Annotated in this window: 23 protein-coding genes and 2 tRNA genes; 6 read left to right on the forward strand and 19 right to left on the reverse strand. The window is 74.8% G+C overall.

Features of this window, described 5'->3' with window-relative positions; genetic code table 11:
• Positions 1-106: 106 nt before the first annotated feature.
• The 14 genes from BM158_RS08855 to BM158_RS08920 form a co-directional block, all read right to left on the reverse strand.
• On the reverse strand, positions 107-1,810 hold the full coding sequence (locus BM158_RS08855) for a sugar transferase (protein ID WP_091556821.1): 1,704 nt from the start codon (positions 1,808-1,810) through the stop codon (positions 107-109).
• 105 nt (positions 1,811-1,915) lie between these two features.
• Entirely contained in the window at positions 1,916-2,566 is a 651-nt protein-coding gene (pth, locus tag BM158_RS08860; protein ID WP_165628874.1) for an aminoacyl-tRNA hydrolase, read from the reverse strand.
• Positions 2,567-2,574: 8 nt separating this feature from the next.
• Positions 2,575-3,270 carry a 50S ribosomal protein L25/general stress protein Ctc gene (locus BM158_RS08865; RefSeq protein ID WP_091556823.1) on the reverse strand — a complete coding sequence of 232 codons (696 nt, stop codon included), beginning with the start codon at positions 3,268-3,270 and terminating at the stop codon, positions 2,575-2,577.
• A gap of 132 nt (positions 3,271-3,402) precedes the next feature.
• A complete protein-coding gene (locus tag BM158_RS08870) occupies positions 3,403-4,383 on the reverse strand; it encodes a ribose-phosphate diphosphokinase (RefSeq protein WP_091556825.1) in 981 nt (326 codons plus the stop codon).
• The gene (gene glmU, locus BM158_RS08875; protein WP_091556827.1) at positions 4,380-5,843 is read right to left on the reverse strand and encodes a bifunctional UDP-N-acetylglucosamine diphosphorylase/glucosamine-1-phosphate N-acetyltransferase GlmU; all 1,464 of its coding nucleotides are present in this window, start codon (positions 5,841-5,843) and stop codon (positions 4,380-4,382) included. The genes BM158_RS08870 and glmU overlap by 4 nt, the downstream gene beginning before the upstream one ends.
• Positions 5,844-5,875: 32 nt before the next feature.
• Positions 5,876-5,948: transfer RNA gene (locus tag BM158_RS08880), tRNA-Gln, on the reverse strand.
• A 73-nt stretch (positions 5,949-6,021) separates the two neighbouring features.
• On the reverse strand, positions 6,022-6,975 hold the full coding sequence (locus tag BM158_RS08885; protein WP_091556828.1) for a 4-(cytidine 5'-diphospho)-2-C-methyl-D-erythritol kinase: 954 nt from the start codon (positions 6,973-6,975) through the stop codon (positions 6,022-6,024).
• 4 nt (positions 6,976-6,979) lie between these two features.
• Positions 6,980-7,897 carry a 16S rRNA (adenine(1518)-N(6)/adenine(1519)-N(6))-dimethyltransferase RsmA gene (rsmA, locus tag BM158_RS08890; RefSeq protein ID WP_091556830.1) on the reverse strand — a complete coding sequence of 306 codons (918 nt, stop codon included), beginning with the start codon at positions 7,895-7,897 and terminating at the stop codon, positions 6,980-6,982.
• Entirely contained in the window at positions 7,854-8,990 is a 1,137-nt protein-coding gene (locus BM158_RS22690) for a resuscitation-promoting factor (RefSeq protein WP_091556831.1), read from the reverse strand. Before BM158_RS22690 ends, rsmA begins: the two co-directional genes overlap by 44 nt.
• Before the next feature lie 233 nt (positions 8,991-9,223).
• Entirely contained in the window at positions 9,224-10,066 is an 843-nt protein-coding gene (locus BM158_RS08900) for a hypothetical protein (protein WP_409359888.1), read from the reverse strand.
• Between the two features lie 98 nt (positions 10,067-10,164).
• Positions 10,165-10,974, reverse strand: coding sequence for a TatD family hydrolase (locus tag BM158_RS08905; protein ID WP_229827740.1), 810 nt, complete (start codon positions 10,972-10,974; stop codon positions 10,165-10,167).
• 59 nt (positions 10,975-11,033) lie between these two features.
• Entirely contained in the window at positions 11,034-12,827 is a 1,794-nt protein-coding gene (metG, locus tag BM158_RS08910) for a methionine--tRNA ligase (protein WP_091556833.1), read from the reverse strand.
• A 9-nt stretch (positions 12,828-12,836) separates the two neighbouring features.
• Entirely contained in the window at positions 12,837-13,469 is a 633-nt protein-coding gene (locus tag BM158_RS08915) for a hypothetical protein (RefSeq protein ID WP_091556835.1), read from the reverse strand.
• Between the two features lie 122 nt (positions 13,470-13,591).
• The gene (locus BM158_RS08920) at positions 13,592-15,118 is read right to left on the reverse strand and encodes an amino acid permease (protein WP_091556837.1); all 1,527 of its coding nucleotides are present in this window, start codon (positions 15,116-15,118) and stop codon (positions 13,592-13,594) included.
• A 111-nt stretch (positions 15,119-15,229) separates the two neighbouring features.
• Between BM158_RS08920 and corA the strand changes: the two genes are divergently transcribed.
• Positions 15,230-16,342 carry a magnesium/cobalt transporter CorA gene (gene corA / locus BM158_RS08925; RefSeq protein WP_091556839.1) on the forward strand — a complete coding sequence of 371 codons (1,113 nt, stop codon included), beginning with the start codon at positions 15,230-15,232 and terminating at the stop codon, positions 16,340-16,342.
• 187 nt (positions 16,343-16,529) lie between these two features.
• A complete protein-coding gene (locus tag BM158_RS08930) occupies positions 16,530-17,459 on the forward strand; it encodes an endonuclease domain-containing protein (protein ID WP_091556841.1) in 930 nt (309 codons plus the stop codon).
• Positions 17,460-17,549: 90 nt separating this feature from the next.
• On the opposite strand, the gene rsmI is transcribed toward BM158_RS08930, so the two are convergent.
• Positions 17,550-18,383, reverse strand: coding sequence for a 16S rRNA (cytidine(1402)-2'-O)-methyltransferase (gene rsmI, locus BM158_RS08935; RefSeq protein ID WP_091556843.1), 834 nt, complete (start codon positions 18,381-18,383; stop codon positions 17,550-17,552).
• Between the two features lie 39 nt (positions 18,384-18,422).
• Here rsmI and BM158_RS08940 point away from each other — a divergent pair, with 39 nt between their 5' ends.
• From BM158_RS08940 to BM158_RS08955, 4 genes are all read left to right on the forward strand, one after another.
• Positions 18,423-19,949, forward strand: a complete 1,527-nt coding sequence (locus BM158_RS08940) for a dolichyl-phosphate-mannose--protein mannosyltransferase (protein ID WP_091556845.1) — start codon at positions 18,423-18,425, stop codon at positions 19,947-19,949.
• Between the two features lie 48 nt (positions 19,950-19,997).
• Complete coding sequence (locus tag BM158_RS08945) at positions 19,998-20,423, forward strand: MarR family winged helix-turn-helix transcriptional regulator (protein ID WP_207506338.1); 426 nt, start codon at positions 19,998-20,000, stop codon at positions 20,421-20,423.
• Between the two features lie 44 nt (positions 20,424-20,467).
• Positions 20,468-21,778, forward strand: a complete 1,311-nt coding sequence (locus BM158_RS08950; RefSeq protein ID WP_229827739.1) for an MFS transporter — start codon at positions 20,468-20,470, stop codon at positions 21,776-21,778.
• Positions 21,779-21,851: 73 nt separating this feature from the next.
• A complete protein-coding gene (locus tag BM158_RS08955; protein ID WP_091556851.1) occupies positions 21,852-22,640 on the forward strand; it encodes an enoyl-CoA hydratase/isomerase family protein in 789 nt (262 codons plus the stop codon).
• A gap of 44 nt (positions 22,641-22,684) precedes the next feature.
• Here BM158_RS08955 and BM158_RS08960 read toward each other — a convergent pair.
• From BM158_RS08960 to glp, 4 genes are all read right to left on the reverse strand, one after another.
• Positions 22,685-22,757: transfer RNA gene (locus tag BM158_RS08960), tRNA-Ala, on the reverse strand.
• A 46-nt stretch (positions 22,758-22,803) separates the two neighbouring features.
• Positions 22,804-23,496: a divisome protein SepX/GlpR gene (gene sepX / locus BM158_RS08965; RefSeq protein ID WP_091556853.1), complete on the reverse strand. Its 693-nt coding sequence runs from the start codon at positions 23,494-23,496 to the stop codon at positions 22,804-22,806.
• 193 nt (positions 23,497-23,689) lie between these two features.
• Positions 23,690-24,256: a GNAT family N-acetyltransferase gene (locus BM158_RS08970; RefSeq protein ID WP_229827738.1), complete on the reverse strand. Its 567-nt coding sequence runs from the start codon at positions 24,254-24,256 to the stop codon at positions 23,690-23,692.
• Between the two features lie 67 nt (positions 24,257-24,323).
• The gene (glp, locus tag BM158_RS08975) at positions 24,324-25,778 is read right to left on the reverse strand and encodes a molybdotransferase-like divisome protein Glp (RefSeq protein ID WP_229827737.1); all 1,455 of its coding nucleotides are present in this window, start codon (positions 25,776-25,778) and stop codon (positions 24,324-24,326) included.
• Between the last annotated feature and the right edge of the window lie 19 nt (positions 25,779-25,797).

The following is a 25,797-nucleotide window of genomic DNA, read 5'->3' on the forward strand; positions in this document are numbered from 1 at the left end:
GCTAGGGCCGCGCGGCCACCGTGAGGAGGCCGCGGGTGCCCTCGTCCGCCTCCCCGGCCGCGGACAGCCGTGTCGTGACCGTGCGCCCTGCCACGGCCACGTGCGGTCAGTAGGCCCCGGACCCCGCCACCACGGCGCGCGCCGTGCGGAACAGGATCGACAGGTCGCGTCCGACCGACCAGTTGTCCACGTAGCGGACGTCGAGCTCGACGGTCTCGGCCCAGCTGAGGTCGGACCGGCCGCTGACCTGCCACAGGCCGGTCACCCCGGGGCGCACCAGCAGCCGCCGCTGCATGTCCGGCCCGTAGGTGGCCACCTCGACGGGCAGCGCCGGTCGCGGGCCGACCAGCGACATCTCCCCCCGCAGCACGTTCACCAGCTGCGGGAGCTCGTCGAGGGACCACCGGCGCAGCAGCTGCCCGATCCGGGTCACCCGCGGGTCGGAGCGCATCTTGAACAGCACCCCGTTGCCCTCGTCCGCCGTGGCCAGTTCCTCGACCCGGGCGTCGGCCCCGACGGTCATGCTGCGGAACTTCAGCACGTCGAAGACCCGGCCGTGCCGGCCCACCCGGGCCTGCCGGTAGAGCACCGGCCCGCCGTCCTCGCACTTGACCGCGACCGCCAGCGCCACCAGCAACGGGGACAGCAGGGCCAGGCCGACGAGCGCCGCGCCGCGGTCGAGGGCGGACTTGGCCAGCCGGCGCAGCCCCCGGTAGGAGGGCTCCATGATCTGCACGACCGGGAAGCTGATGGTGGGGCGCACCTCGAGCCGGTCGACGGCGACCTCCACCAGGCCCGGCGCGAGCAGGACCTCGATGTTGGTGCCCTCGAGCCGCCAGGCGAGCTGCCGGAGGTAGGAGGCGCCGCCCTCGCTGGCCGCGGCGACCATCACCGCGTCGGCGCGGGCCTGGTCGAGCACGGCCGGCACGTGGTCCAGACCGCCGAGGACGGGGACGCCGATCCGGGCGAGCCCGCCGGCGGCCCCGGGGTCGGGCACGCAGGCCCCGACGACCGTCCAGCCCGACGTCGCGTCCCGGCGGAGCCGCTCGGCGATGTCGACGAGCGCGACCTCGCGGCCGACCAGGACGACGCGCTTGCCCATCAGGCCCTGCCGGCGGCGGGCGTGCATCCGGGTCCGCGCCACCCGGCGGCCCAGCACGGTCAGCCCGGCCCCGACGGCCAGGGCGAGGACGACGTCGGTCGTGCCCCAGGCCCAGGGTCCGGCGACCGACTCGGCGACCGCGAGCGCGGCCACCAGCCCGGTGGCGGCGACCAGCACCCGGCGGTACTCCTGGGTGCCGGCCCCGAAGTAGGCCTCCCGGTAGGCACCGGCCAGCTGGAGGGCGACCGCCCACACCCCGGCGGCGGCGAGCAGCTGGACCGGGCCCGGCTGCAGGTCCGCGGCCAGCAGGACCGCGACGACCAGGGCGAGGCCGTCCAGCAGGAGCAGACCACCCAGGTAGGCCGACAGCCACTCCGGGGTGCGACGGCGCCGGGCGGAGAGCGGGTCGTACATCGGCAGGTCGGACAGCGTCCCGCGGGCGACGTCCCCGGCGCGGCGGCGGGGCAGCTCGCGGGGGCCGGCCGGCGCCGTGCGCGGCACCGCGGGCCGGCCGGCGACCGGCCGGACGGAGTCGGCGCCGAACGCACCGTCGGCGCGCAGGCCCTGCGCAGCCGCCTCGGCCGCCTCGGCCGCGGCCTCGGCCAGCTCCGCGGCGTGGGCCTCGCGGGCACGCCGGACCACGTCGTCGACGGACCGCTCGGGCCGCTGCTCGGGCTGCTCGGGCCCGCGGACCTCAGGCGCGGACACCGTGCGCCCCGGGACGTCGTCGGCAGCGGTTCACCCGTCGACCGTCGGCCGCGGCGGTCCCGGGGTCAACGCGGGACAGCCGGGCCTCACCCGGGAGGGGGACGCTCAGGAGCGCGGGTGAACGACGTTCTGCGCCGCCTCCAGGCCCTTCTCCAGCAGCAGCTCGGTGGCGTCGGCGGCCTCGCCGACCAGCAGCTCGAGGGTCTTGCGCTCGGTGGCGGAGAAGTCCTTGAGCACGAAGTCCGCCGGGTCCTGCCGGCCGGGCGGGCGCCCGATGCCCACCCGCACGCGCAGGTAGTCCCGGGTGCCGGTGGACCGGGAGATCGAGCGCAGGCCGTTGTGCCCGCCCTCGCCGCCACCGCGCTTGAGCCGGACGACGTCGAAGTCCAGGTCGAGCTCGTCGTGCACCACCACCAGGCAGGTGGGGTCGATGGAGTGGTAGTCCAGCAGGCCCTTCACCGGGCCGCCCGACTCGTTCATGTAGGTGCTCGGCTGGGCGAGCACCACCCGCCGTCCGGCCAGCCGCCCGTCACCCGACGCCGACCGGGCACGCGGGCCCTTGCCCGGGGACAGCTTCACCCCGGCGCGGGCGGCCAGCTCGGCCAGCACCATCGCGCCGACGTTGTGCCGGTTGCCGGCGTAGCCGGGACCGGGGTTGCCGAGCCCCACCACCAGGAAGGGGCCGGCGGGGGGCTCCGGGGACGCCGCAGGGGCGCCGGCGGTGCCGGCGCCCCTGCGGGTCGTGCTCTCGGTCAACGGACCGCTCAGGCGTCCGCGGAGTTCTCGGCGGCGTCCATCGACTCGCCGCTGCCCTGGTCGGAGGGCTCGGGCACGACGTCGCCGTCGGCGTCGGACTCGTCGCGCTCGATGCCGGCCTCGGCCTCGGCCTCGGCGAGCTCGGCCTCCAGCGCCTCGGCGGTCGGGGCGGCCAGGAAGCCGATGACCTGGGCCTCGGGGTCGGTCAGCAGGGTGGCGCCCTCGGGCAGCTCGACGTCGGCCGCGGTGATGCCCTGGCCGGCCGCGCGGCCCTCGACGTCGATCTCGATGTTCTCGGGGATGCTCGTGGCCGGGACCTCGATCGAGATCGTGTTGAGCTCGAAGTTGGTGATGGTCTCCGGGGCCACGTCACCGGTGACGGTGACGGGGACGTCGACGGTGACCTTCTCGCCGCGGCGGACGACCAGCAGGTCGACGTGCTCGTGGACGCGGGTCAGCGGGTCGCGCTGCACGGCCTTGGTCAGCGCGAGCTGCTCCTTGCCGTCGAGGACGACGGTCAGCAGGACGTTGGTGCCGCCGTTGCGCAGCGCCGCGGCGAACTCGCGGGCCGGCAGGGACAGGTGGACGACGTCCTGGCCGTGCCCGTAGAGGACGGCGGGGACGCGGCCGGCGCGCCGGGTGCGGCGGGCGCTGCCCTTGCCGAACTCGGTGCGGGTCTCGGCCTCGAGACGGAAATCAGCCACGGTGGTGTGCTCCTAGCTAGAGGTGTGGGTCCCGGCGCCTGGACGCACGGACACACCTGGAGGCGCACACGCACGTCGATCACGGAGCGGCAGCTCCCTCGCCGGGCAACAGCCGCACACCCTACCCCAGGCTCAGCTCGCGCCGTCGAAGAGGCTGGTGACCGAGCCGTCCTCGAAGACCTCCTTGATCGCCCGCGCCAGCAGCGGGGCGATGGAGAGCACGGTGAGCTTGTCGAACTGCCGCTCCGGCGGCACGGGCAGCGTGTTGGTGATGAGCACCTCGGCGGCCCGGCTGTTCTTCAGGCGGTCGACCGCGGGGCCGGAGAGCACGCCGTGGGTGGCGGCGATGACCACGTCGGCCGCGCCCTCGGCGAACAGCGTCTCGGCGGCCTTGGTGATCGTGCCGCCGGTGTCGATCATGTCGTCGACCAGGATGCAGACCCGGCCCTTGACCTCGCCGACGACGCGGTTGGCCACGACCTCGTTGGGCCGGGTGATGTCGCGGGTCTTGTGGATGAAGGCCAGCGGGGTGCCGCCGAGCTTGTCCGACCAGCGCTCGGACACCCGGACCCGGCCGGAGTCGGGCGACACGACGGTGAGGTCGCGGTCGCCCCACTTGCGCTTGACCTCGTCGATGAGCAGGTCCATGGCGAACAGGTGGTCGACCGGGCCGTCGAAGAAGCCCTGCACCTGGGCGGTGTGCAGGTCCACCGACATGAGCCGGTCGGCACCCGCGGTCTTGAACAGGTCGGCGACCAGGCGGGCGGAGATGGGCTCGCGGCCGCGGTGCTTCTTGTCCTGCCGGGCGTAGGGGAAGAACGGCGCGACGACGGTGATGCGCTTGGCCGAGGCGCGCTTGGCGGCGTCGACCATGAGCAGCGACTCCATCAGCCAGGTGTTCACCGGCGAGGTGTGGCTCTGCACGATGAAGGCGTCCGAGCCGCGCACGGACTCCTCGAACCGCACGTAGAGCTCGCCGTTGGCGAACTCGTAGCTCGACGTCGGCGTCGGCGCGACGCCGAGGTGCCCGCCGATCTCGTCGGCGAGCTCGGGGAAGGCCCGGCCGCTGAACAGCATCAGGCTCTTGGTCGGCGTCTGCGTGATCGCGCTCATGACGGGGTCCCCTGGGCGTCGTCGGAGGTCCTGGCGGTGGCCGCCTCGGCCGCCTCGGCGGCCGCCGTCCCCGGACGGCGTCGGCCCACCCACCCTGCCACATTCCGCTGGGTGGCCCGGGCCACACCCATCGCCCCCGGCGGGACGTCCGTGGTGATCACGGACCCGGCGGCGGTGTAGGCGCCGTCCCCCACCGTGACCGGCGCCACGAACATGTTGTCCGCGCCGGTGCGGGCGTGCGAGCCGATCGTGGTGTGGTGCTTGGCCACGCCGTCGTAGTTGACGAAGACGGTGGCCGCCCCGATGTTGGTGCCCTCGCCGATGGTGGCGTCGCCGACGTAGGACAGGTGCGGGATCTTCGACCCCTCGCCGACGACGGCGTTCTTGGTCTCCACGAACGTGCCCACCTTGGCGCCCCGCGCCAGCCGGGTGCCCGGACGCAGGTAGGCGAAGGGGCCGACCGACACCTCGGGCCCGACGACGGCGAGCTCGGCGTGGGTGCGCACCACCCGGGCGCCCTCCCCCACCTCGGTGTCGGTGAGCGTGCTGTCCGGCCCGACCTCCGCGCCCGCGGCGACGACGGTGGCGCCGAGCAGCTGCACCCCGGGGTGCAGGACGGCGTCCTGGCCCACCTCCACGGTGACGTCGACCCAGGTGGTGGCCGGGTCGACCACGGTCACCCCGGACCGCATCAGGTCGTCGACCACCCGGTCGTTGAGCGTGCGCCGGCGGGCGGCGAGCTCGCGCCGGTCGTTGCACCCCAGGGTGTCCTCGGCGTCCGCCGCCCGGTGGCCCCCGACCTGCGCGCCGTCGCCGACCAGCAGCCCGAGGACGTCGGTCAGGTACTGCTCACCCTGGTCGTTCGCGGCGCCGACCCGGGTCAGCGCGGCCCGCACCGCGGGGCCGTCGCCGAGGTAGACCCCGGCGTTGACCTCGGTGATGGCGCGCTGCTCGGGCGTGGCGTCGCGCTCCTCGACGATCGCGGTCACCCGGCCCTCGGCGTCCCGGACGATCCGACCCAGCCCGGTGGGGTCGGGCACCGTCGCGGTGAGCACGGTCAGCACGTCACCGGCACCGAGGTGCGCGTCGACGAGCGCCTGGACGGTGCTGGCCCGCAGCAGGGGGGCGTCGCCGTTGACGATGAGCACCGGGCCGCTCAGCTCGGCGAGGGTGTCCAGGGCCAGCGCCGCGGCGTGCCCGGAGCCGTTCTGCTGCTCCTGCACCACGGTGCGCGCGTGCGGGGCGATGCCCGCCAGGTGCGCCTCGACCTGGTCGCGGCCGGAGCCGACGACGACGACGGTGGCCGCGGCGGCCAGCGGCTCGGCGGCCGCCAGCACATGGCCGAGCATGCTGCGCCCGCCGAGCGGGTGCAGCACCTTCGGCGTGCGGGAACGCATCCGCGTTCCCTGTCCGGCGGCCAGCACCACGACGGCGCCGACGGTCTGAGCGGGCTGTGCCAACGGATCTCCCCAGGGACGTCGCGACGGTGCAGCTGGGGGACTCGGACTCGAACCGAGACTGCACGGCTCCAAAGGCCGGCGGGCTGCCGATTACCCCATCCCCCACGACCCCGGGCACACCCGGGGACTGCCCGAGCCTAGGGCGCGGCGGGGGGCGGGGCGACCACGGCCCGGCCGGTCAGCCGGCCAGCCGGGCGCCCGGGACCGGGCCGTGCACCGCCCGCACGGCCCGGAACGCGCCGCTGGCGGCGAGGGCGGCGGCGGTCTCCTCCGCGGCGTCGGCGTCGGGCAGCAGCCCGGCGACCGTCGGGCCCGAGCCGCTGACCAGCGCGCCGAGGCACCCGGCCCCGGTCATCACCCCCAGCGCACGGCGCAGCTCCGGCCGCAGGTGGACGGCGGGGGCCTGCAGGTCGTTGGCCAGCCGGGCGGCCAGCTCGCCGGCGTCCCCGCCCCGGAGCGCGGTGAGGACGTCGTCGGCCGGGCCGGCGACCGAGTCGGGGGGCAGGTCGCCGGCGTCGCGGAGCCGGTCGAGCTCGCGGTAGACCGTGGGGGTGGACAGGCCGTCGCCGGCGATGCCCAGCACCCAGTCGGTGCGGTGCCGCGACAGCACCGGGGACAGCTGCTCCCCCCGGCCGGTGCCGAGGGCCGTGCCGCCCACCAGGCTGAAGGGGACGTCGCTGCCCAGCCGGGCGGCCAGCCCGGCCAGGTCACCGCGGGTGCAGTGCGTGCCCCACAAGGCGTCCAGCGCGACCAGCGCCGCCGCGGCGTCGGCGGACCCCCCGGCGAGGCCGGCGGCCGCGGGGATCGACTTGTCGACGTGCAGCGCGGCGTCCGGCCGGACGCCCGCGTGCCGGGCGAGCAGCTCGGCGGCCTGCCACACCAGGTTGCGCGAGTCGGTGGGCACCGACCCGTCGGCACCCTCGCCGGTGACGGTGACCGACAGGCCCTCGTCCGGCCAGACGGTGACCGAGTCCAGCAGCGACACCGCCAGGTAGACCGTGGTCAGCTCGTGGAACCCGTCGGCCCGCAGCGGGCCGACGCCGAGGTGGACGTTGACCTTGGCGGGGGCGTGCGCGGTGACCGACCCGTCCCCGTGGATCCTGCCCGGTCCCCCGGCGGTCGCGTGCGGCATGGGGTCAGCCTGCCGCGACCGGGTCGGTGGCGGCGAGCCGGGCGAAGTCGGCGACGCCGAGCCGCTCGCCGCGCCAGGTCGGGTCGATGCCGGCGGCCCGCAGCCGCGTCTCGGCGGCGGCCGGGCTGCCCGCCCAGCCGGCGAGGGCCGCGCGCAGCCCCTTGCGCCGGGTGGCGAAGGCCGCGTCGACGGCGGCGAAGGTGGCCGCGCGGTCGCCGGGCGGCGGTTCGCGCCGGGTGAGGCGGACCAGCCCGGAGTCGACGTTGGGCACCGGCCAGAAGACCGGTCGGCCCACCGCCCCGGCCCGCCGCACGTCGGCGTACCAGGCGGCCTTCACGCTGGGGACGCCGTAGGCGTCGCTGCCCGGTGCGGCGGCCAGCCGGTCGGCCACCTCCAGCTGCACGAGCACCAGCGCCGTCCGGATCGTCGGGAAGGTCTGCAGGAAGTGCAGCAGCACCGGGACCGAGATGTTGTAGGGCAGGTTCGCGACCAGCGCGGTGGGCGGCGGCCCGGGCAGCTCGGTCACCCGCATGGCGTCCGCGGTGACCACGGTCAGCCGGTCGGCCAGCTGCGGCACCCGGTCGGCCACGGTCACCGGCAGCTGCTCGGCCAGCCGCGGGTCGACCTCGACGGCGACGGTGCGTGCGGCCGCGGGCAGCAGCCCCAGGGTCAGCGACCCCAGGCCCGGCCCGATCTCGCAGACCACGTCGTCCGGGCGGAGCTCGGCGGTCCGCACGATGCGCCGGATGGTGTTGGCGTCGTGCAGGAAGTTCTGCCCGAGCTGCTTGGTGGGGCGCAGGTCGAGCTGCTGGGCCAGCCGGCGGATCTCCGCGGGGCCCAGCAGCCCGTCGCCTGCGTCGGCGGCGGTGCTCAGCGGGTCAGCTGTGCAGGCGCGAGCCGCAGGACGGCCACGGCGAGGCACCGCGGGCGGCGTAGGTCCGCTCGCCGACGGCGATCTGCTGCTCACGGGTGGCCAGGTCGGGACGGGAGGCGAACTCGCCGCCGCCGTAGGCGTTCCACGTCGAGATGTTGTACTGCAGCCCGCCGTAGTAGCCGTTCCCGGTGTTGATCGACCAGTTGCCACCGGCCTCGCAACGGGCCAGCGCGTCCCAGTTCAGGCCGCTGGTCGACGCCGGGGCCGAGGCGCCGGTGTTGCCGCCGGAGGGGGCGGCCGCCGGGGCGGGACGGGGCGCGGTGCCGACGCTGACCTGCTCGTCGACGGGCGCCTGGTCCACGGTGACGCCGGTCTGCACCCGGGAGGTCTCGACGCCGTCGGTGGTGGTGACGGTGAAGGTGACCGTCTGCGAGCCCTCGACGCCCTCGGTGGTCACCTCGCGGGTGCCCTCGGTGGCGCCGGGGTCCTCGGTCTCGACGGTCTGGTAGTCGATCGACTGCTGCTCGGTCACCTCGGTGACCTGCACGCGCCAGACCTGCAGCACCATGCGGTCCATCAGCGGGGTGGTCGGGTAGAGGCTCATCCGGTCGGTCGGCGACAGGGCCAGCCCCTGCTCGGCCAGCAGGTCGCCCGCGGTGCCGGCGGTGGTGGTGACGTCGCGGGTCGCGCCGTCGGCGACCAGGGTGACGGTCTTGGGCGTGGTCACCTGCAGGGCCATGCCGTCCAGCGGCACGCGCTCGCTGCGGGAGGCCGACAGCACCAGGCCGTCGCCGCGGTAGCCGAGCTGGTCCAGAGCCTCGTCCACCGACAGCGCGGTGGTGGTGACGGTCGTGGTGACGCCGTCGACGGTCAGCTCCAGCGGACGCGCCCGGTTCAGGACCACGGTGTCGCCGTCGTCGACCTGGCTGTCGGCCGAGGGCAGCAGCACGTCGTCGGCCGAGACCGCGACGTCCTCGTCGGCCAGCACCTCGCCGGCGGTGTCGGCGTAGGTGGAGACCTCGCGCGACTGGCCGTCGATGGTGAGGGTCACCGACTTCTGGGCGATCACGAAGGCGAGGGAACCGCCGACGAGGCCCACGAGGACGAGGGCGAAGAGGGAGAGCTTGAGCGTTCGGTGCACGGCACATCCACGGGTCACGGGGGCCCGGGCGGGGGGATCAGGCCCCCGCCCCGACGGGTCGGTCACGACACGATAACGAACGAGGTGCTCGCAGCTGGGCTGCTGACGTGATCGAAACAGGTCGACGAGTCGACACGCAGTAGCCACGCCGACACCACACGTCACGAATTCCCCGGTGACCTGCAGAGTTCGTCGCTCTCCGCAGTGTGACCAGCGTCACGGTGTGGGCTGGCTCAGCCTGCCAGAGCGGGCGCGGAGCGGCGCACCGGACGCAGCCACGTCACCAGGAACCACGCCACCGCCAGCCCCGCCGTCACCGCCGAGAAGCCGCCGGCCACCAAGGCCACCGGCAGCAGGTCCACCCCGTCGCTCACCCGGTCACCCAGGTCCACCCCGGCGACCAGCAGCAGCGCACCCAGCGGCAGCAGCGCGACCGTGCTGGCCGCGGCCACGACCAGGTGCGCGCTCCAGGTCCGCAGCGCCTCGTCGACCGGGACGTCGGACCCGTCGGCCGCCAGCGGGCGCACCACCAGCCGCAGCAGCGCCACCTCGGCCAGCAGCCAGGCCACGGCCGGCGCCACGAGCGCGGCCACAGCCACCCCGTCGCGCAGCGACCCCGCGTCCCACAGCACCGACGTGGCCACCAGCTCCCCCGCCACCGCGCCGCGCATCGTCCACAGCAGCCACGGGGAGATCTGCTCGGCCCGCCGCGGCCTGCGCGACCCCGTCGCCCACCGCGGCCGGGGCCGGGTCGCCTCCGCCAGCAGCACCCCGGCCAGCAGACCCACCACCAGCGCCGGCAACCACAGGAACACCGACGCCTCCGCGAAGAACGCCACGCTCACGCCCACCAGCACCAGCCCGAGCACGAACCCCAGCTGCCGCACCCGCCGGCCGTGCCGCGCCTGCCGGGCCAGCACCGCCGCCCCCGCCTCGGACGGCGGCACCAGCTCCACCGACCCGCTCGCCACCAGGCGGCGGTCGGCCGCCCTGGCCCACGCCCGGGCCAGCAGGCCCGAGGGCACCATCACGGCGATGAACAGCACGACGGCGATGAGGCGACCCACCTTGCCCATTGTGGTCCTTCGGACCACAGCGTGCCCACGTGCCGCACCCCGGGTGGGCTGAGCCCGGCGGGCACTCCGCGGGGACCCTGCGGGCCCCGCGCCGGTGCTCAGTACTGCCAGGGGCCGAAGACCCGTTCGGCCGTGGCCGTCAGGGTGGTGCACAGCTGCTCGAGGTCGGTGCCGGTGACCTCCGCCAGGGCGCGGACGGTGTGGGGCACCAGGCGGCTGGCGTTCGGCCTCCCCCGGTGGGGCACCGGGGTGAGGAAGGGGCTGTCGGTCTCGACCAGCAGCTGGTCGACCGGGGCGATGGCCGCCGCCTCGCGCAGGTAGCCGGCGTTGCCGAAGGTCAGCGTCCCCGCGAAGGACAGGACCGCGCCGCGGTCCAGGCACTGCCGGGCGAACGCGGCGTCGCCGGAGAAGCAGTGGAACACCGTGTGCTCGGGCAGCCCCTCGTCGTCCAGCACCCGCAGGACCTCCGCGTGCGCGTCCCGGTCGTGGATGACCAGGGCGATGCCGTGCCGCTTGGCGATGCCGATGTGCGCGCGGAAGGACTCCTCCTGCGCCGCCCACCCCTCGGACCCGGTGCGGAACCGGTCCAGGCCGGTCTCCCCCACCGCGCGCACCCGGGGCTGCGCCGCGAGCCGGTCGATCTCGGCCAGCGCCTCGGGCGTCGCCGCACCGGCCCCCGCCTCGTTCGGGTGCAGCGCGACCGCGGCCAGCACCGACGGGTGCCGCGCCGCCAGGGCGGCCGACCACCGCGAGCTGGCGACGTCCACCCCGACCTGCACCAACCGCGGGATGCCCACCGCGGCCGCCGCCGCGACCTCGGCGTCCACCTCGGCGTCGGTGGGCAGCCGGTCCTCCCCGCCGACGGCGATGTCCAGGTGGGTGTGGCTGTCCAGCGCGGGGGCCGGCAACGGCTCCGGGGACGGCGGCAGCTCGCCCCGCTTGTTCGCCCGCGAGGACGCCGAGCGGCTCAGGACCCCTCCTCGAACCGGCGCAGCTCCTCGTCCACGATCGACTCGTCGAGCTTGGTGAAGACCGGCTTGGGTGCCTCCAGCGGCGTCCCCGGGGTGATCGGCACCGACGCCCAGACCGCCTGGCCGGTCCCGTAGTCGCCGGTGATCACCGGGTAGGGCCGGCCGTCGTCGAGGTCGGTGACCTCCTCGATGCGCGGCGCCACCGACCAGGTGCCCTCGCCACCGAGCAGCTCGTGCACCTGCTGCGCGGCGTGCGGCAGGAACGGCGACAGCAGGCCGTTGCAGTCCTTGATCGCCTGCAGTGCGGTGAACAGCACGGAGTCCCGGCGGGCCGGGTCCTCCTTGAGCTTCCACGGGGCCTGGTCCGACAGGTACTTGTTGGCCTCGCCGACCACCCGCATGGCCTCGTTGATCGCGGCCTTCTGCCGGTTGCGGCCCAGCAGCTCCCCGACCGTGCCGAAGGCACCGGACGTCGTCGCCAGCAGGTCGCGGTCGGCGTCGGTCAGGTCGCCGGGCTGCGGGACGGCGCCCACGTTCTTCGCCGCCATCGAGACCGACCGGTTGACCAGGTTGCCCCAGCCGGCGACCAGCTCGTCGTTGTTGCGGCGGCGGAACTCCGACCAGGTGAAGTCGGTGTCCTGGTTCTCCGGGCCGGCGACGGCGATGAAGTAGCGCAGCGCGTCGGCGTCGTAGCGCTCCAGGAAGTCGCGCACGTAGATGACCACCCGGCGCGAGGAGGAGAACTTCTTCCCCTCCATCGTCAGGAACTCGCTGGAGACCACCTCGGTCGGCAGGTTCAGCGTGCCGTAGGAGCCCGGGCTGCCACCCCTGTCGCCCGCGCCGTTGTAGCCCAGCAGCTGCGCGGGCCAGATCTCGGCGTGGAAGACGATGTTGTCCTTGCCCATGAAGTAGTAGGCGTCGGCGTCCGGGCTCTGCCACCACTGCCGCCACGCCTCCGGGTCACCCGACCGGCGGGCCCACTCGATGGACGCCGACAGGTAGCCCACCACGGCGTCGAACCACACGTAGATGCGCTTGTCGTCGCGGTCCTGCCAGTCGGGCAGCGGGATGCGGATTCCCCAGTCGATGTCGCGGGTGTAGCTGCGCGGCTTGAGGTCCTCGAGCAGGTTGACGCTGAAGTTCAGGACGTTGGGTCGCCAGCTCTTCCGGGTGCCCAGCCAGTCGCCCAGCGCCTTGGCGAAGGCGGGCAGGTCGAGGAACCAGTGCTCGCTCTCCACGAACTTCGGCGTCTCGCCGTTGATCTTGGAGACCGGGTTGACCAGGTCGACCGGGTCGAGCTGGTTGCCGCAGTTGTCGCACTGGTCGCCGCGCGCGCCGTCGTAGCCGCAGATCGGGCAGGTGCCCTCGATGTAGCGGTCCGGGAGCGTGCGCCCGGTCGACGGGCTGATCGCGCCGAGGGTGGTCTGCGGGAAGACGTAGCCGTTCTTGAGCAGGCCCAGGAAGATCTCCTGGCTCACCGCCGCGTGGTTGGCGGTCGTCGTCCGGGTGAACAGGTCGTAGCTCAGCCCGAGGCCGGTCAGGTCGCCGACGATGATCCGGTTGTTCCGGTCGGCGATCTCCTGCGGCGAGACGCCCTCGGCGTCGGCGGCCACCGTGATCGGGGTGCCGTGCTCGTCGGTGCCGCTGACCATCAGCACCTTGTTGCCGGCCATCCGCTGGTACCGGCTGAAGACGTCGGAGGGCACCCCGAAGCCCGAGACGTGGCCGATGTGCCGGGGGCCGTTGGCGTAGGGCCAGGCGACCGCGGTCAGGATGTGCCGATCACTCACGGCACGAGACTAGTGAGCGCTGTCGACCGAGCTCGTGGGCGCGGTGCCGGCCGGTGCGGGCTGGCCGGTCAGCGCGACGGTGGTCAGCACCGCGGCGACGGCGACGAGGGTGAGCGCCCGGGCCCGGCGGTGGGCCAGCGGCGGGCGCGGGGCGCGGACCGGGCGGCGGGTCGTCGCCGTCCAGGTGCCGGCCGCCGGCGTGGTGCCCAGCAGCAGCTTGACCAGCGGGACGACGGCGGCCGTGACCGCGACGGCGGACAGCGCGACCACGTGCCCGGCCAGCTCGACCCGGTGCACACCGCCGCTGGCCCCGCCGACGGCGAGCACGGCCAGGACGGCGAGCTCCCCCACCGCCGTGCCCACGAGCAGCCGGTGGCCGGCGCCGTCGACCAGGCAGGCGCCGCCGGCGGCCACGAGCACGACCCACGCGGCGAGCCCGACGAGGGTCCCGGCCACCAGGACGCCGGGCGGGCGCAGCCCGGTGCCCCAGAGCGCGTCGAGCGAGGTGAGGCCCAGGGCGAGCAGCGCGACCGCCTCGACCACGCACAGCGCGCCGGCGGCCAGCACGGCGGCCGGCGGACGGCGGCGCCCGGCGGCCGGGGTGCGCGGCAGGCGGGGCAGCGCGACGGCGGTGGTGGACAACGGGGCTCCCTGGACGGTGACGGGTGGTCACCGTGGAGGTCGTCCCGCCGCGCGCGGGGCCGGAGACGACGACGGGGCCGTCTCACCCCTGGGGGTGAGACGGCCCCGTCGGCCGTGGTGCGTCAGCCGCGCGGGCGCTGCCCCGCGGTGCCGTCGCCGGTCGCGACGCTGTGGTCGTGGTCGCCGCCCTTGGCCAGCCGGCTGTGCTTGCGGCCGTAGAGGTAGTAGACGGCCACGCCGATCGCCATCCAGATGGCGAACCGGATCCAGGTGTCGGTCGGCAGGTTGAGCATCAGGTAGAAGCTCGCCAGCGCGGCCACGATCGGCAGCACCGGCATGAGCGGCACCCTGAACGCCCGCGGCAGCTCGGGGCGGGTGCGCCGCAGGACGACGACCCCGACGCTGACCAGCACGAAGGCGAACAGCGTGCCGATGTTCACCAGCTCGGCCAGGGTGCCCAGCGGGATCAGCCCGGCCATCACCGCGACCACCGCACCGGTGATGAGGGTGATCCGGTAGGGCGTGCCGTAGGTGGGGTGCACCTTCGCCAGCCCCGGGGGCAGCAGGTGGTCGCGGCTCATGGCGAACAGCACCCGGGACTGGCCCAGCAGCAGGATCATCACCACGCTGGTCAGGCCGGCCAGCGCGCCCACCGAGATGATCCCGGAGAAGAAGGGCAGGCCGACGCTGGAGAACGCCCCGGCCAGCGGCGCCGACGCGTTGAGCTCCGTGTAGTTCTGCATGCCGACCACCACGAGGCTGACCAGCACGTAGAGGACCGTGCAGACCGCCAGCGAGCCGAAGATGCCGCGGGGCAGGTCCTTGGCCGGGTCCTTGGTCTCCTCGGCGGCGGTGGCCACGATGTCGAAGCCGATGAAGGCGAAGAACACGATGGCCGCGCCGGCGATGACGCCCTCGACGCCGAAGCTGGCCGGGGAGAACCCGGTGAGCAGCTGGATGAACGGCTGCGTCAGGCCCGAGCCGCCGCCCTCGGCCGGCTGGCTCGGCGGGACGAAGGGGCTGAAGTTCGCGGCCTTGACGTAGAAGACGCCGACCACGATGACCAGCAGGACGATGACGACCTTGATCGCCACGATGATCGAGGTGATCCGCGAGGACAGCTTGATGCCCAGGATCAGCACGCCGGTCATCACCAGGGCGATGAACATCGCCGGGATGTTGAAGCGGGCGGTCTCGCCGGCGATCGCCTCGGGCAGCCCGATGCCGATGTCGCTGAGCAGCTGGTTGAGGTAGCCCGACCAGCCCACGCTGACCGTCGCGGCGCCCAGGGCCAGCTCCAGCACGAGGTCCCAGCCGATGATCCAGGCGATCAGCTCGCCGAAGGTGGCGTAGGAGAACGTGTAGGCCGACCCGGCGACCGGGACGGTGGAGGCGAACTCGGCGTAGCAGAGGGCGGCCAGCCCGCAGACGATCCCGGCGATGACGAACGAGATGGCCACCGCGGGCCCGGCGGTGGTCTGCGCGACCTCGCCGGTCAGCACGAAGATGCCGGTGCCGATGATCACGCCGACGCCGAAGACCGTGAGGTCCAGGCCCGACAGGTTCTTCTTGAGCTGGTGCTCCGGCTCCTCGGTGTCGGCGATGGAGTCCTCGACGCTCTTGACGCGCCGGCCGTTCGCGACGGTCATCTGCGTTCCCCCTGCCCGAAGGTTGTTGATCACACCTGGTGTGCGGAGCGTGCCACCATCGGCGGCTGTCCGCATGCTTGCGGTCGCGTCCGACCGCCGCGGAGGAGACACATGACCAGCACCGGACCCGGGACCCCTGCGCGCACGGGCACGCCGGCACCGCAGCCGCGGCCCCGGCACGCCCCGAAGCCGGCCGGCACGCCGCTGCACCCCGCGCCGCAGCGGCCCGAGGGAGCACCGGTCGTCGGGTGCGGGGTCTACGTCGGCGGCCACCGCGTGCCCGACGTCGGGCCGGAGGACGCGCTGCGCACCGCCCGCGAGCGCGACGGGTTCGTGTGGCTGGGGCTGCACGAGCCCACCGAGGCCGAGCTCGAGACGATCGCCGCGGAGTACGGGCTGCACCCCCTCGCCGTCGAGGACGCCGTCTACGCCCACCAGCGGCCCAAGCTCGACCGCTACGAGGACGGGGTGTTCGTCGTCCTCAAGACCGCGGCCTACGTCGAGCACGCCGAGCTGACCGCGACCAGCGACGTCGTCGACACCGGCGAGGTGATGGTGTTCCTGGGCGACCACTTCGTCATCACGGTGCGGCACGGCTCGCACGGCGGGCTGGCCGAGCTGCGGCACCGCCTGGAGCAGCAGCCCGACCTGCTCTGCCTGGGCCCCTCGGCGGTGCTCTACGCCGTCGCCGACCTCGTGGTCGACCACTACGTGGAGGTCGCGCAGGCCATGGAGGAGGACGTCGACGAGCTCGAGGCGTCGGTCTTCTCCCCCGAGCGCACCGACGACTCCCAGCGGCTCTACCAGCTCAAGCGCGAGCTGATGCAGCTGCGCCGCGCGGTCACCCCGCTGGACCTGCCGATGCAGGCGCTCACCGACCGGCAGGCCGAGATCGTGCCGAAGGAGATGCGCTCCTACTTCCGGGACGTGCAGGACCACGTCTTCCGGGTGCGCGACCAGATCGCGGCCCTCGACGAGCTGCTCGGCTCGATCCTGCAGGCGTCGCTGGCCCGCACGTCGCTGTCGGACAACGAGGACATGCGCAAGATCTCCGCCTGGGCGGGCATCATCGCCGTCCCCACCGCGATCGCCGGGATCTACGGGATGAACTTCCAGTACATGCCCGAGCTGAGCTGGCACTACGGCTACCCGCTGGTGCTGCTGGTGATGGCGCTGGCCTGCGGCCTGCTCTGGCGCGCCTTCAAGCGCAGCGGCTGGCTGTAGCCCGCTCCCCCTCCCCCCACCGGGCATGGGAGCCCACGCCGGCCCGGGTACCGGAAGCACTACCCCCGTCGACAGCCACGCGCGCTCGGGTAGGGCTTCCGCTACCTGCCCTCGTGGACAGCGGCAGTGCGTCCACAGATCTGCCCGGACACCCCCGCGGCGGCCGGGGGGACACGACCCTGCGCTCATGACCGACGAGGACTGGCCCACCCGCATCGACCGGTTGTTGCGCAGCCAGCAGGGGCTCGCGACCCGACAGGACCTGCTCCGTGTCGCGCCCGTCGGCGTCGTCGACGGCTACGTCGCGAGCGGGCGTCTGCGCAGGGTGTTCCCGCACGTGCACACCGCCCGGGGCAACCCGGCGACCGGCGACCGCCGGCTCCGCGCAGCCGTCCTGTGCGCCGGTGGTCCCGCACTGCTGAGCCACACGACCGCGCTGGCCATCCACGGCGTCCGGGAGCACGGAGGGCCGGTGCACGTGACGATCGACGAGTCCCGGCGCCGGTCCGGGAGCCGTGACCTCGTCGTCCACCGTCGGGTCGAGCTCGCCGCTGCTGACCGGGCGTCGGTGCGCGGCCTGCCGGTCACCACGCTCGCGGACAGCCTGGTCGATGCCTGGCCGCTCATCCCACGAGCGGGACGGCGCCCGACCCTCGTCGACGCGGCGCGCCGCCCCGACCTCGGCGCGGAGGAGCTCCACCGGGCGGCAGCGCGCCGGCCGAACATCGGCGGGCACCGCGAGCTCGTCGTCGCCGTCGACCTGGTTGCCGACGGGGTCCGCAGCGAGCTCGAGGCGCTGGGCGTGCTCCGCGTCTTCCGGCACCCGTCCCTGCCCAGGAGCCGGGGTCAGCTGGCCGTGCGCTGCCCCGATGGCATCACCCGGCACCACGACCGGGCGTGGGAGGAGGCGATGCTCGCCGTCGAGCTCGACGGAGCGGCCTTCCACTCCTCCCCCGAGCAGCGCGCGGAGGACCTGGCCCGCGACGCGCTGTTCGCGTCGATGGGCTGGCTCGTCCTCCGGTTCACCTACGCCGAGGTGCTGCGCGACCCCGACGGCGTGCGGGCGAAGGTGCTGGCCGTGTACCGGATGCGCGTGGCCCAGCTCCGGTCCGCCTGAGGTATCGGAAGCTCGACCTGGGCGATCGACCCGCCGCGATGGGGTAGAGCTTCCGATACCCGGTGCTCGGAGGCTGGACGGCGGAACGGGTCAGGGGGTCTTCGCGGCCACGACCGCGTCGAAGACGACCCGCTTGGGCAGGCCGGTGCGGGCGACCACCGCGCGGATCGCGTCCTTGCGGGTCTCCCCCGCCGCCTCCTCGCGGGCCACCTCGGCGGCGATCTCCGCCGGGGTCAGGTCGGCCGGGCCGGCGGGGGCACCGGCGACGACCAGGGTGATCTCGCCGCGCACGCCGTCGGCGGCCCAGGTGGCCAGCGAGCCCAGGGTGCCGCGGACGACCTCTTCGTGGGTCTTGGTCAGCTCCCGGCACACCACGGCCTCGCGGTCCTCGCCCAGCACGGCGGCGGCGTCGGCGAGGGCGTCGGCCAGCCGGTGCGGGGACTCGAAGAACACCATCGTGCGCGGCTCGGCGACCAGCGCGCCGAAGGCGGTGCGGCGGCCCTTGCGGGGCACGAAGCCCTCGAAGCAGAACCGGTCGCAGGGCAGGCCCGACACGGCCAGCGCCGTGGTGACCGCCGAGGGGCCGGGCACCGACGTCACCTCCACCCCGGCGTCGACGGCGGCCCGCACGAGCGTGTAGCCCGGGTCGGACACCGAGGGCATGCCGGCGTCGGTGAGCAGCAGGACGGTCTGCCCGGCCTGCATCGCCGCGACCAGCCCCGGCAGTCGGGACGCCTCGACGGTCTCGTGGAAGGTGACCACCCGGCCGGTGAAGGTGACCTCGAGGTCCTGGGCGAGCCGGTGCAGCCGGCGGGTGTCCTCGCAGGCGAGCACGTCCGCCGACGCCATCGCCGCGCGCAGCCGGGGTCCGACGTCGCCGGGCTGACCGAGGGGCGCGCCACCGAGCACCAGCCGTCCCGTCACGGCACGAGACTGCCAGACCTTCCGCCTACGCTCCCCTACGTGGCGGTGCTGGCTCCGGAGCGGACGGACGACGAGGTCCCGCCCGCGGCGCGGCCCCGCCGCCGCCCCCGGCGCCCCACGCGGCAGGTCACCCCGCCCCTGCCCACCGACCGGGTGCTGTCCTGGGTGCTCACCGCGGTGCTCGGCGCAGCCACCTTCGTCAGCCGCCTGTGGGACCTCAGCTACCCCGGCGACCTGCTCTTCGACGAGGCGTACTACCCGCCCGAGGCGAACGAGGTCCTCGAGTGGGGCTACGAGTACAACCGCGGCTACACGTTCATCGTCCACCCGCCGCTGGGCAAGCTGCTCATCGCCTGCGGCATCAAGCTCTTCGGCTACGACAGCTTCGGCTGGCGCTTCCCCAGCCTGGTCGCCGGCACCGTCGCCGTCGTCGTGCTCACCCGGCTGGCCCGCCGGCTCACCGGTTCCACGCTGCTCGGGCTGGTCGCCGGCCTGCTCATGGCACTGGACGGGTTCGCCTTCACCGTCGGGCGCATCGGGCTGCTGGACGTCTTCCTGCAGGTCTTCGTGGTCAGCGCGGTCGCCTGCCTGGTGGTCGACCGCGACCGGGTCCGCGCCCGCATCAGCGCTGCCGGCCCGCTGGCGACCGGCTTCGCGCTGGGCCCGCGGGGGTGGCGGATCGCGGCGGGCATCCTGTTCGGCTGCGCGGCCGGGGTGAAGTGGTCGGGGGTCTACTTCCTCGCCTTCTTCGCCGTCCTGTCGCTGTTCTGGGACCGCGCCGCCTGGCGCGGGGCCGGCGTGGCCAGCCCCACCCGCGCGGTCCTGCGCCGCGGGCTGCCCGGGGCGCTGTGGGCGCTGGCCGTGCTGCCGGTGCTGACCTACCTGGCCACGTTCACCGGCTGGTTCCTCGGCGAGAACTCCCAGGGCCGGCACTGGGCCGACCAGAACCCCGACACCGCGTTCCCCTGGGTCCCCGGGGCGCTCCGGTCGCTGTGGCACATGCACGGCGAGTGGCTGGCCTTCCACAACGGGCTGTCCACCCCGCACCCGTGGGAGTCCGGCCCCTGGTCGTGGCTGGTCGACGGCCGGCCGATCCTGCTGTGGAACCCGCAGGGCCTCACCGACGCCGACGGCGGCCAGGTCATCCGCTACATCCTGATGGTCGGCACGCCCACGCTCTGGCTGGTGTTCGCCCCCGCGATGCTGTGGCTGCTGTGGCGCATCGCCGCCCGGCGCGACCCGGCCGCGACCACGGTGGCGGTGGCGATCGCGGCCGGCTGGCTGACCTGGTTCGTCAACCTCGACCGGACGATGTTCATCTTCTACATGGCGCCGGTGCTGCCGTTCTTCGTGCTGGCGGTGACCCTCGCCCTGCAGGACGTGCTGGGGCGCCCCACCGCCGACGGCCCGGTCACCCCGTTCCGCCGGCAGCTGGGGCTGGGCGCGATGAGCCTGTACCTCGCGGTGGTCGCGCTGACGTTCGCCTTCTTCTACCCGGTGCTGACCGGGCAGCCGCTGTCCTACGACGAGTGGGTGCAGCGGATGTGGTTCCCCTCCTGGTTCTGAGGCGGGGCCCACGTTGTGGGATACATAGTTGAGTAGTACAACGGACTGGTGGACGAGCACCGGACCGAGCTGGCCGCGCGCCTGGACGACGTCGTCGTCGGGCTGCGCCAGCTGACCAGCACCCGCACGGAGCTGAGCCTGACCGCCGCGGCCACGCTGGCGACGCTGCAGCGCTCCGGCCCCGCGCGGCTCACCGAGCTGGCCACCACCGAGGGCGTCAGCCAGCCGTCGATGACCGCGCTGATCGCCCGGCTGGCCGGCCAGGGCCTGGTGGCCCGCGCGGCCGACCCCCGCGACGGCCGCGCCGTCGTCCTCACCCTGACCGACGCGGGCGCGGACCTGCTGGCCCGCCGGCGGTCCGGACGCGCCGCGCGCCTGGCCGTACCGCTGGCCGGCCTGGACGACGACGACGTCGACCGGATCGAGGCCGCCCTCCCGGCGCTGTCCCGGCTGGCCGGCGTCCTGCAGCACTGAACCACCCACGAACCCGAGCACGACCCCGACACGGAGGTGACCTGGTGAGCGCACACGGCGCGACCAGCGAGAAGACCAGCACGTTCGCCCAGCCGAAGGCCGTCTACGCGGTCGCCTTCGCCTGCGTCGTCAGCTTCATGGGCATCGGCCTGGTGGACCCGATCCTGCCCGCGCTGTCCAGCCAGCTCGACGCCTCGCCCAGCCAGGTGACGCTGCTGTTCACCAGCTACCTGGTGGTCACCGCGGTCGCCATGCTCGGCACCAACTGGGTGTCCAGCCGGCTCGGCGCCAAGAAGACCCTGATCACCGGGCTGGCGATCATCGTGGTGTTCGCCGCCCTCGCCGGGCTGTCGGACTCCGTCGGCGGCATCGTCGGCTTCCGCGCCGGCTGGGGCCTGGGCAACGCGCTGTTCATCGCCACCTCGCTGGCGGTCATCGTGGCCAGCGCCTCCGGCGGGTTCGCCGGCGCGATCGTGCTCTACGAGGCCGCCCTCGGCCTGGGCATCGCGGCCGGCCCGCTGGTCGGCGGCCTGCTCGGCTCGGTCAGCTGGCGGGGCCCCTTCTTCGGGGTCTCCGCGCTCATGGCGGTGGCGCTGATCGCGACCGTCGTCCTGCTGGACCCGACCCCCAGGCCGGCCCACCCCACCCCGCTGTCGGCCCCGCTGCGGGCGCTGCGGCACCGCGGCCTGCTGACCATGGCGATCACCGCCCTGCTCTACAACTGGGGCTTCTTCACCATGCTGGGCTACGCGCCCTTCCCGATGGAGCTCTCGGCCATCCAGCTCGGCTTCGTGTTCTTCGGCTGGGGCCTGCTGGTGGCGCTGTTCTCCGTCGTCGGCGCCCCGCGCCTGCAGGCCCGCTTCGGCACCGCGCGCAGCCTCTACGGCGCGCTGACCTTCTTCGCCGTCCTGCTGCTGCTCATCGCGCTGTTCACCGACACCCGCTGGGTGCTCGTCGCCTGCGTGGTGGCCGCCGGCATCCCGATCGGCATCAACAACACGCTGACCACCCAGGCGGTCATGCTGGTCAGCCCGGTCGAGCGGCCGGTCGCCTCCGCCGCCTACGGCTTCGTCCGCTTCCTCGGCGGCGGGCTCGCCCCGTTCGTGGCCGGCAAGCTGGTGGACGCCTTCGACATCCACGTGCCGTTCTTCGTCGGCGCCGCCACGGTGCTCGCCGCGGTCGCCGTGCTGTCCACCGGCCACCGGATGCTGGCCCGGGCCGACGCCGGCCTGGACGAGGACGGCCACCCGGTGGGCGCGGCCGACGAGGTCGCCGGCGAGGTGGCCGACGAGTTCGGCGGCGCCCCCGCCGCCATCGACGGCGAGGTCGAGGCGGAGCTGACGCACCGCCGCTGACCGTCGCCGACGACGCCCCGGGTCCCGGCACGGACCCGGGGCGTCGTCGTGCCCGGGGTCCTACCGTGCGGGCATGGACGCAGCGCAGCGACGCATCAGCACCGACATGGACGGCGACGTCTGGCGGGTGGCCCTGGACCGCCCGGACGCCGGCAACGCCATCGACCTGCCCCTCGCCGACGCCCTGGTCGACGCCCTCGAGCAGCGGCCGGCGCGGGCCCGCACCGTGCTGCTGCTGGGCAACGGGCCCCGCTTCTGCGTGGGCGGCGACGTGGCGGGCATGGCCGCCGCACAGGACCGGGCGGCCTTCATCGGCGCCCTGGCGAACCGGTGGCACGACGCCGTCCGGGCCGTCATCACCTGCCCCGTGCCGGTGGTCGCGGGCGTGCAGGGCGCCGTGGCCGGCGCCGGCATCGGCCTGGTCGGCGCGTGCGACCTGGTGGTCTGCGCCCGGTCCACGAAGATCCGGCCCGCCTACGGCGCCATCGGCCTGTCCCCCGACGGCGGCACCTCCTGGGCGCTGGCCCGCACCCTCGGCGCCCCGCGGGCGCTGGACCTGATGCTGACCAACGGCACGCTCAGCGCCGCCGACGCGCACGCCGCGGGCCTGGTCGCCCGGCTGGCCGACGACGACCGGCTCACCGACGAGGCCGTGGACCTCGCGCACCGGGTGGCGGCCGGGCCGGTGCGGGCCATGGTGCGCACCCGCGGCCTGGTGCGGCGGGCGGCCACCACGACGCTGGACGCGCAGCTGGACGAGGAGGCCCGGCTGATCGTGGCGTCGGCGGCCGACGCGGAGGCCGCCGAGGGCATCGCGGCCTTCGCGGGGAGGCGGGCCGCCGAGTTCGGCGGGACCCGGTAGGAACACGTCAGGCCGGGCCCGAGGGCCCGGCCTGACGGAGCGGGTGGAGCTGAGGGGATTCGAACCCCTGGCCTTCTCATTGCGAACGAGACGCGCTACCAACTGCGCCACAGCCCCTTGCGCACGACAGCCTACCGCGTGGGTGGGCGGCTGCCGCGCAGGGTCAGCCGGTGGCCGCCCGCGGCGCGTAGACGTCGACGTCGGCGAAACCGATGTCGTCGTCGTCCAGGCCGACGACCGCGCTGTGCTGCCAGCCGGTGGCCGCGGGGGCGCCGTGCGAGGCGGCGACGACACGACCCGGGCGGAGCGGGTGCACGGGGGCCAGCGGCAGGCTCGGCACCGGCGCGGACACCGCGGCCGCGGCCCGGCGGGGGGCCGGGACGGCGGGACGCTGCGCCGCGGGGCGCCGGGCGGGACGGGGGGCCGTGCGGGCGGCGCGGGCCTGCCGCCGGGCGGCCGCGCGACGCTCCCGCTGGGCGGCGGCGCGGGTGACCATGAGGTAGCCGACGACGGCGAGGTCGAGCAGCACCTGCGGGGCCCAGAGCCAGGAGCGGTAGGTCAGCGCGCCGACCAGGGCCAGCACCGACAGCGCGACCAGGCCGGCCAGGGTGCGGCGGCGGACGGCGTGGACGTCGACGACCAGCTCACCGGTGCGGTAGAGCTGCTCCCGGTCCACGGCCACGCGCTCGGTGTCGGCGTGCACGACCGGGTCGACGACCCGTCGCCGGCGCAGCGTGCGCCCCGTGTCGACCGCACCCGCCCGGGCCGGTGCCGCGTCGCCGCGGGTGACCACCATGGGCACCAGCACGACGAACCACAGCACGACCAGAGCGGCCAGCAGAACACCCGATCCCATCGCGAACCACCCCGCATCCGTCCTTGGCACCCGCGTGTGCGACGCCGATCCCTGGCGTCACACGAGTCACACGGGTCACTCGAGTCAGCACGTTAGGGCGCGCCGTCCCCACTTCGAGGGAGGCGCACCGGGACACGACCGTGTCGTGTCGCGCCGCAGCGGCGTGTCGCGCGCCCGGCGTGTCGGGACCGGGTCAGGCCCGACGGGTCCTGAGCAGGTGCGCGACGACCCCGCCGGGGTGGTCACCGGCGAGCAGCGCGTAGCCCCTGTGGTCGCGCCAGTCGCCGTCGATGTCGAGGTACGAGCGGAACAACCCCTCCTCCCGGAAACCCAGTCGCTCCACCAATCGGCAGCTGCGACCGTTCTCGGGACGTACATCGGCCTGGATCCTGTGCAGACCTGCCGGGCCGAAGGCGTGGTCGCACGCCAGGGCCACCGCGAGGGAGGCGATGCCATGCCCCGAGGCGGCGCGGTCGATCCAGTAGCCGACGTGGGCCGAGCGCAGCGCGCCGCGCACCACGTTGTCCAGCGTCACCTGGCCCACGAGCCGGTCGCGGTGCCGGACGGCGAAGGGCAGCGACAGCCCCGCCTGCGCCCGCCGGAGCGCGGCCCGGCGCATGCCCCGGTACACCGCCGGGGTGTGCCGGGCGGCCCACGGCGCCGGTGCGGTGGGCTCCCACGGCGCGAGCCACGCCTCGTTCTCCAGCCGCAGCCGCGACCAGGCCGCCGCGTCGGAGCGGCGCAGCGGGTGCAGCGACACCTCGCCGTGCGCCAGCTGCGCCGGCCAGCCCGGGTGCAGCGCCGGGTCGGTCCAGAAGGAGCTCAGGTCAGCCGCCGAGCAGCATGGGCATCACGGTGACCAGCCCGCCGGGCGAGACCTCCGTGACGTCCTCGTCCACCACGACCAGGCAGTTCGACCGCGCGGTGCGGGCCAGGGCGGCGTCCTGCCCGCCGTCGACGGGCTCCACCACGTAGCCGCCGTCGGGGTGCCGCATGACCTGGCCGTGCAGGTACTGCCGGTAGCCCAGCGGGGACAGCAGCTGCTGGGCCGACACCGCCTGCACGGTGCGCCGGAACAGCTGCCGCTTGCCCAGCATCAGCCGGATGGCCGGGCGCACGAACACCTCGAAGGCCACCAGCGCGGCGGCGGGCTCGCCGGGGACGCAGATGACCGGGACGCCGTCGCGGCCCAGCCGGCCGAAGGCCTGCACCGGGCCGGGGTGCATGGCCACCTGGGCGAAGGTGACCTCGCCGAGCTGGGCGAGCGCCTCCTGCACCAGGTCGAAGCCGCCGCCGGCGAACGTGCCGGAGATGAGCACGACGTCGCTGCGCAGCAGCTGGCTCTCCAGCAGCTCGACCAGCCGGCGCCGGTCGCGGGGCAGGATCCCGCCGCGGTAGGCCTCCGCACCGGCGTCGCGGGCCGCGGCGGCCAGCGCGTAGCTGTTGACGTCGACGACCTGGCCCGGGCCGGGCTGCGTGCCGACGTCGACCAGTTCGTTGCCGGCGCACAGCACGGTCACCCGGGGGCGGGGGTGCACCAGCACGCGGTCGCGGCCGACGGCGGCCAGCAGGCTGATCTGGGCGGGGCCGATCGGGGTGTTCGGGGAGACCGCGGTGTCGCCGACCGCGACGTCCTCGCCGGTGCGCCGGACGTAGGTGCCCGGGGCGAGCTCGGCGTGCACGCCGACGTGCGCGGCACCGCCGTCGGTCCAGACGGTGGGGACGACGACGTCGGCGCCGGTGGGCAGCATCGCGCCGGCGGCGACCTTGTGCGCCAGGCCCGGGCCGATGGCCGAGGGCTCGGCCGGTCCGGCCTGGCTCTCCCCCACCACAGCGAGGCCGACCGGCTCCTCGGGGCCGGCGCCGACGGTGTCCACCGACCGCGCCGCGTAGCCGTCGAGGGCGGCCTGCTCGAAGGCGGGCAGGTCGCGGCTGCTGACCACGTGCTCGGCGCAGAGCAGGCCCTGCGCGTCGAGGACGGCGAGCTCGATCGGGTCGGGGGTGGGCGCGGCGGCCAGGATGAGGTCGAGGTGCTGCTCGACGGTGCGCACCACGGGCTCGGCGGCGGCCCAGCTGTCGGTGCGCGGCTCGGCGGCGTCGAGGCCGGGCAGCTGGTCGCGGTCGACCTGCACGGTGGCGTGGGTGCCCCCGATGGCCTGGGTCGGCTGCGGGCCGGCGGCGGCCTGCGTCCCGGTCGCCGTGCCGGTGGAGAGGTCGAGCTGGGTGGTCTCCCGGGCACCCCGGAACCAGCCCCGCGTCCTGTCCTCGGTCAGCCCCGCCACCGTCACCACCGCCGTCCCG

The organism is Klenkia taihuensis, assembly GCF_900112525.1.
GTDB lineage: Bacteria > Actinomycetota > Actinomycetes > Mycobacteriales > Geodermatophilaceae > Klenkia > Klenkia taihuensis.

Coding starts and splice junctions, on each gene's coding strand:
- BM158_RS08870 (WP_091556825.1), bottom strand. CDS start 4,383: ATGAGCGCGATCACGCAGACGCCGACCAAGAGCCTGATGCTGTTCAGC.
- BM158_RS08885 (WP_091556828.1), bottom strand. CDS start 6,975: ATGCCGCACGCGACCGCCGGGGGACCGGGCAGGATCCACGGGGACGGG.
- BM158_RS08900 (WP_409359888.1), bottom strand. CDS start 10,066: ATGGGCAAGGTGGGTCGCCTCATCGCCGTCGTGCTGTTCATCGCCGTG.
- BM158_RS08920 (WP_091556837.1), bottom strand. CDS start 15,118: ATGACCGTCGCGAACGGCCGGCGCGTCAAGAGCGTCGAGGACTCCATC.
- corA (WP_091556839.1), top strand. CDS start 15,230: ATGACCAGCACCGGACCCGGGACCCCTGCGCGCACGGGCACGCCGGCA.
- BM158_RS08930 (WP_091556841.1), top strand. CDS start 16,530: ATGACCGACGAGGACTGGCCCACCCGCATCGACCGGTTGTTGCGCAGC.
- BM158_RS08955 (WP_091556851.1), top strand. CDS start 21,852: ATGGACGCAGCGCAGCGACGCATCAGCACCGACATGGACGGCGACGTC.
- sepX (WP_091556853.1), bottom strand. CDS start 23,496: ATGGGATCGGGTGTTCTGCTGGCCGCTCTGGTCGTGCTGTGGTTCGTC.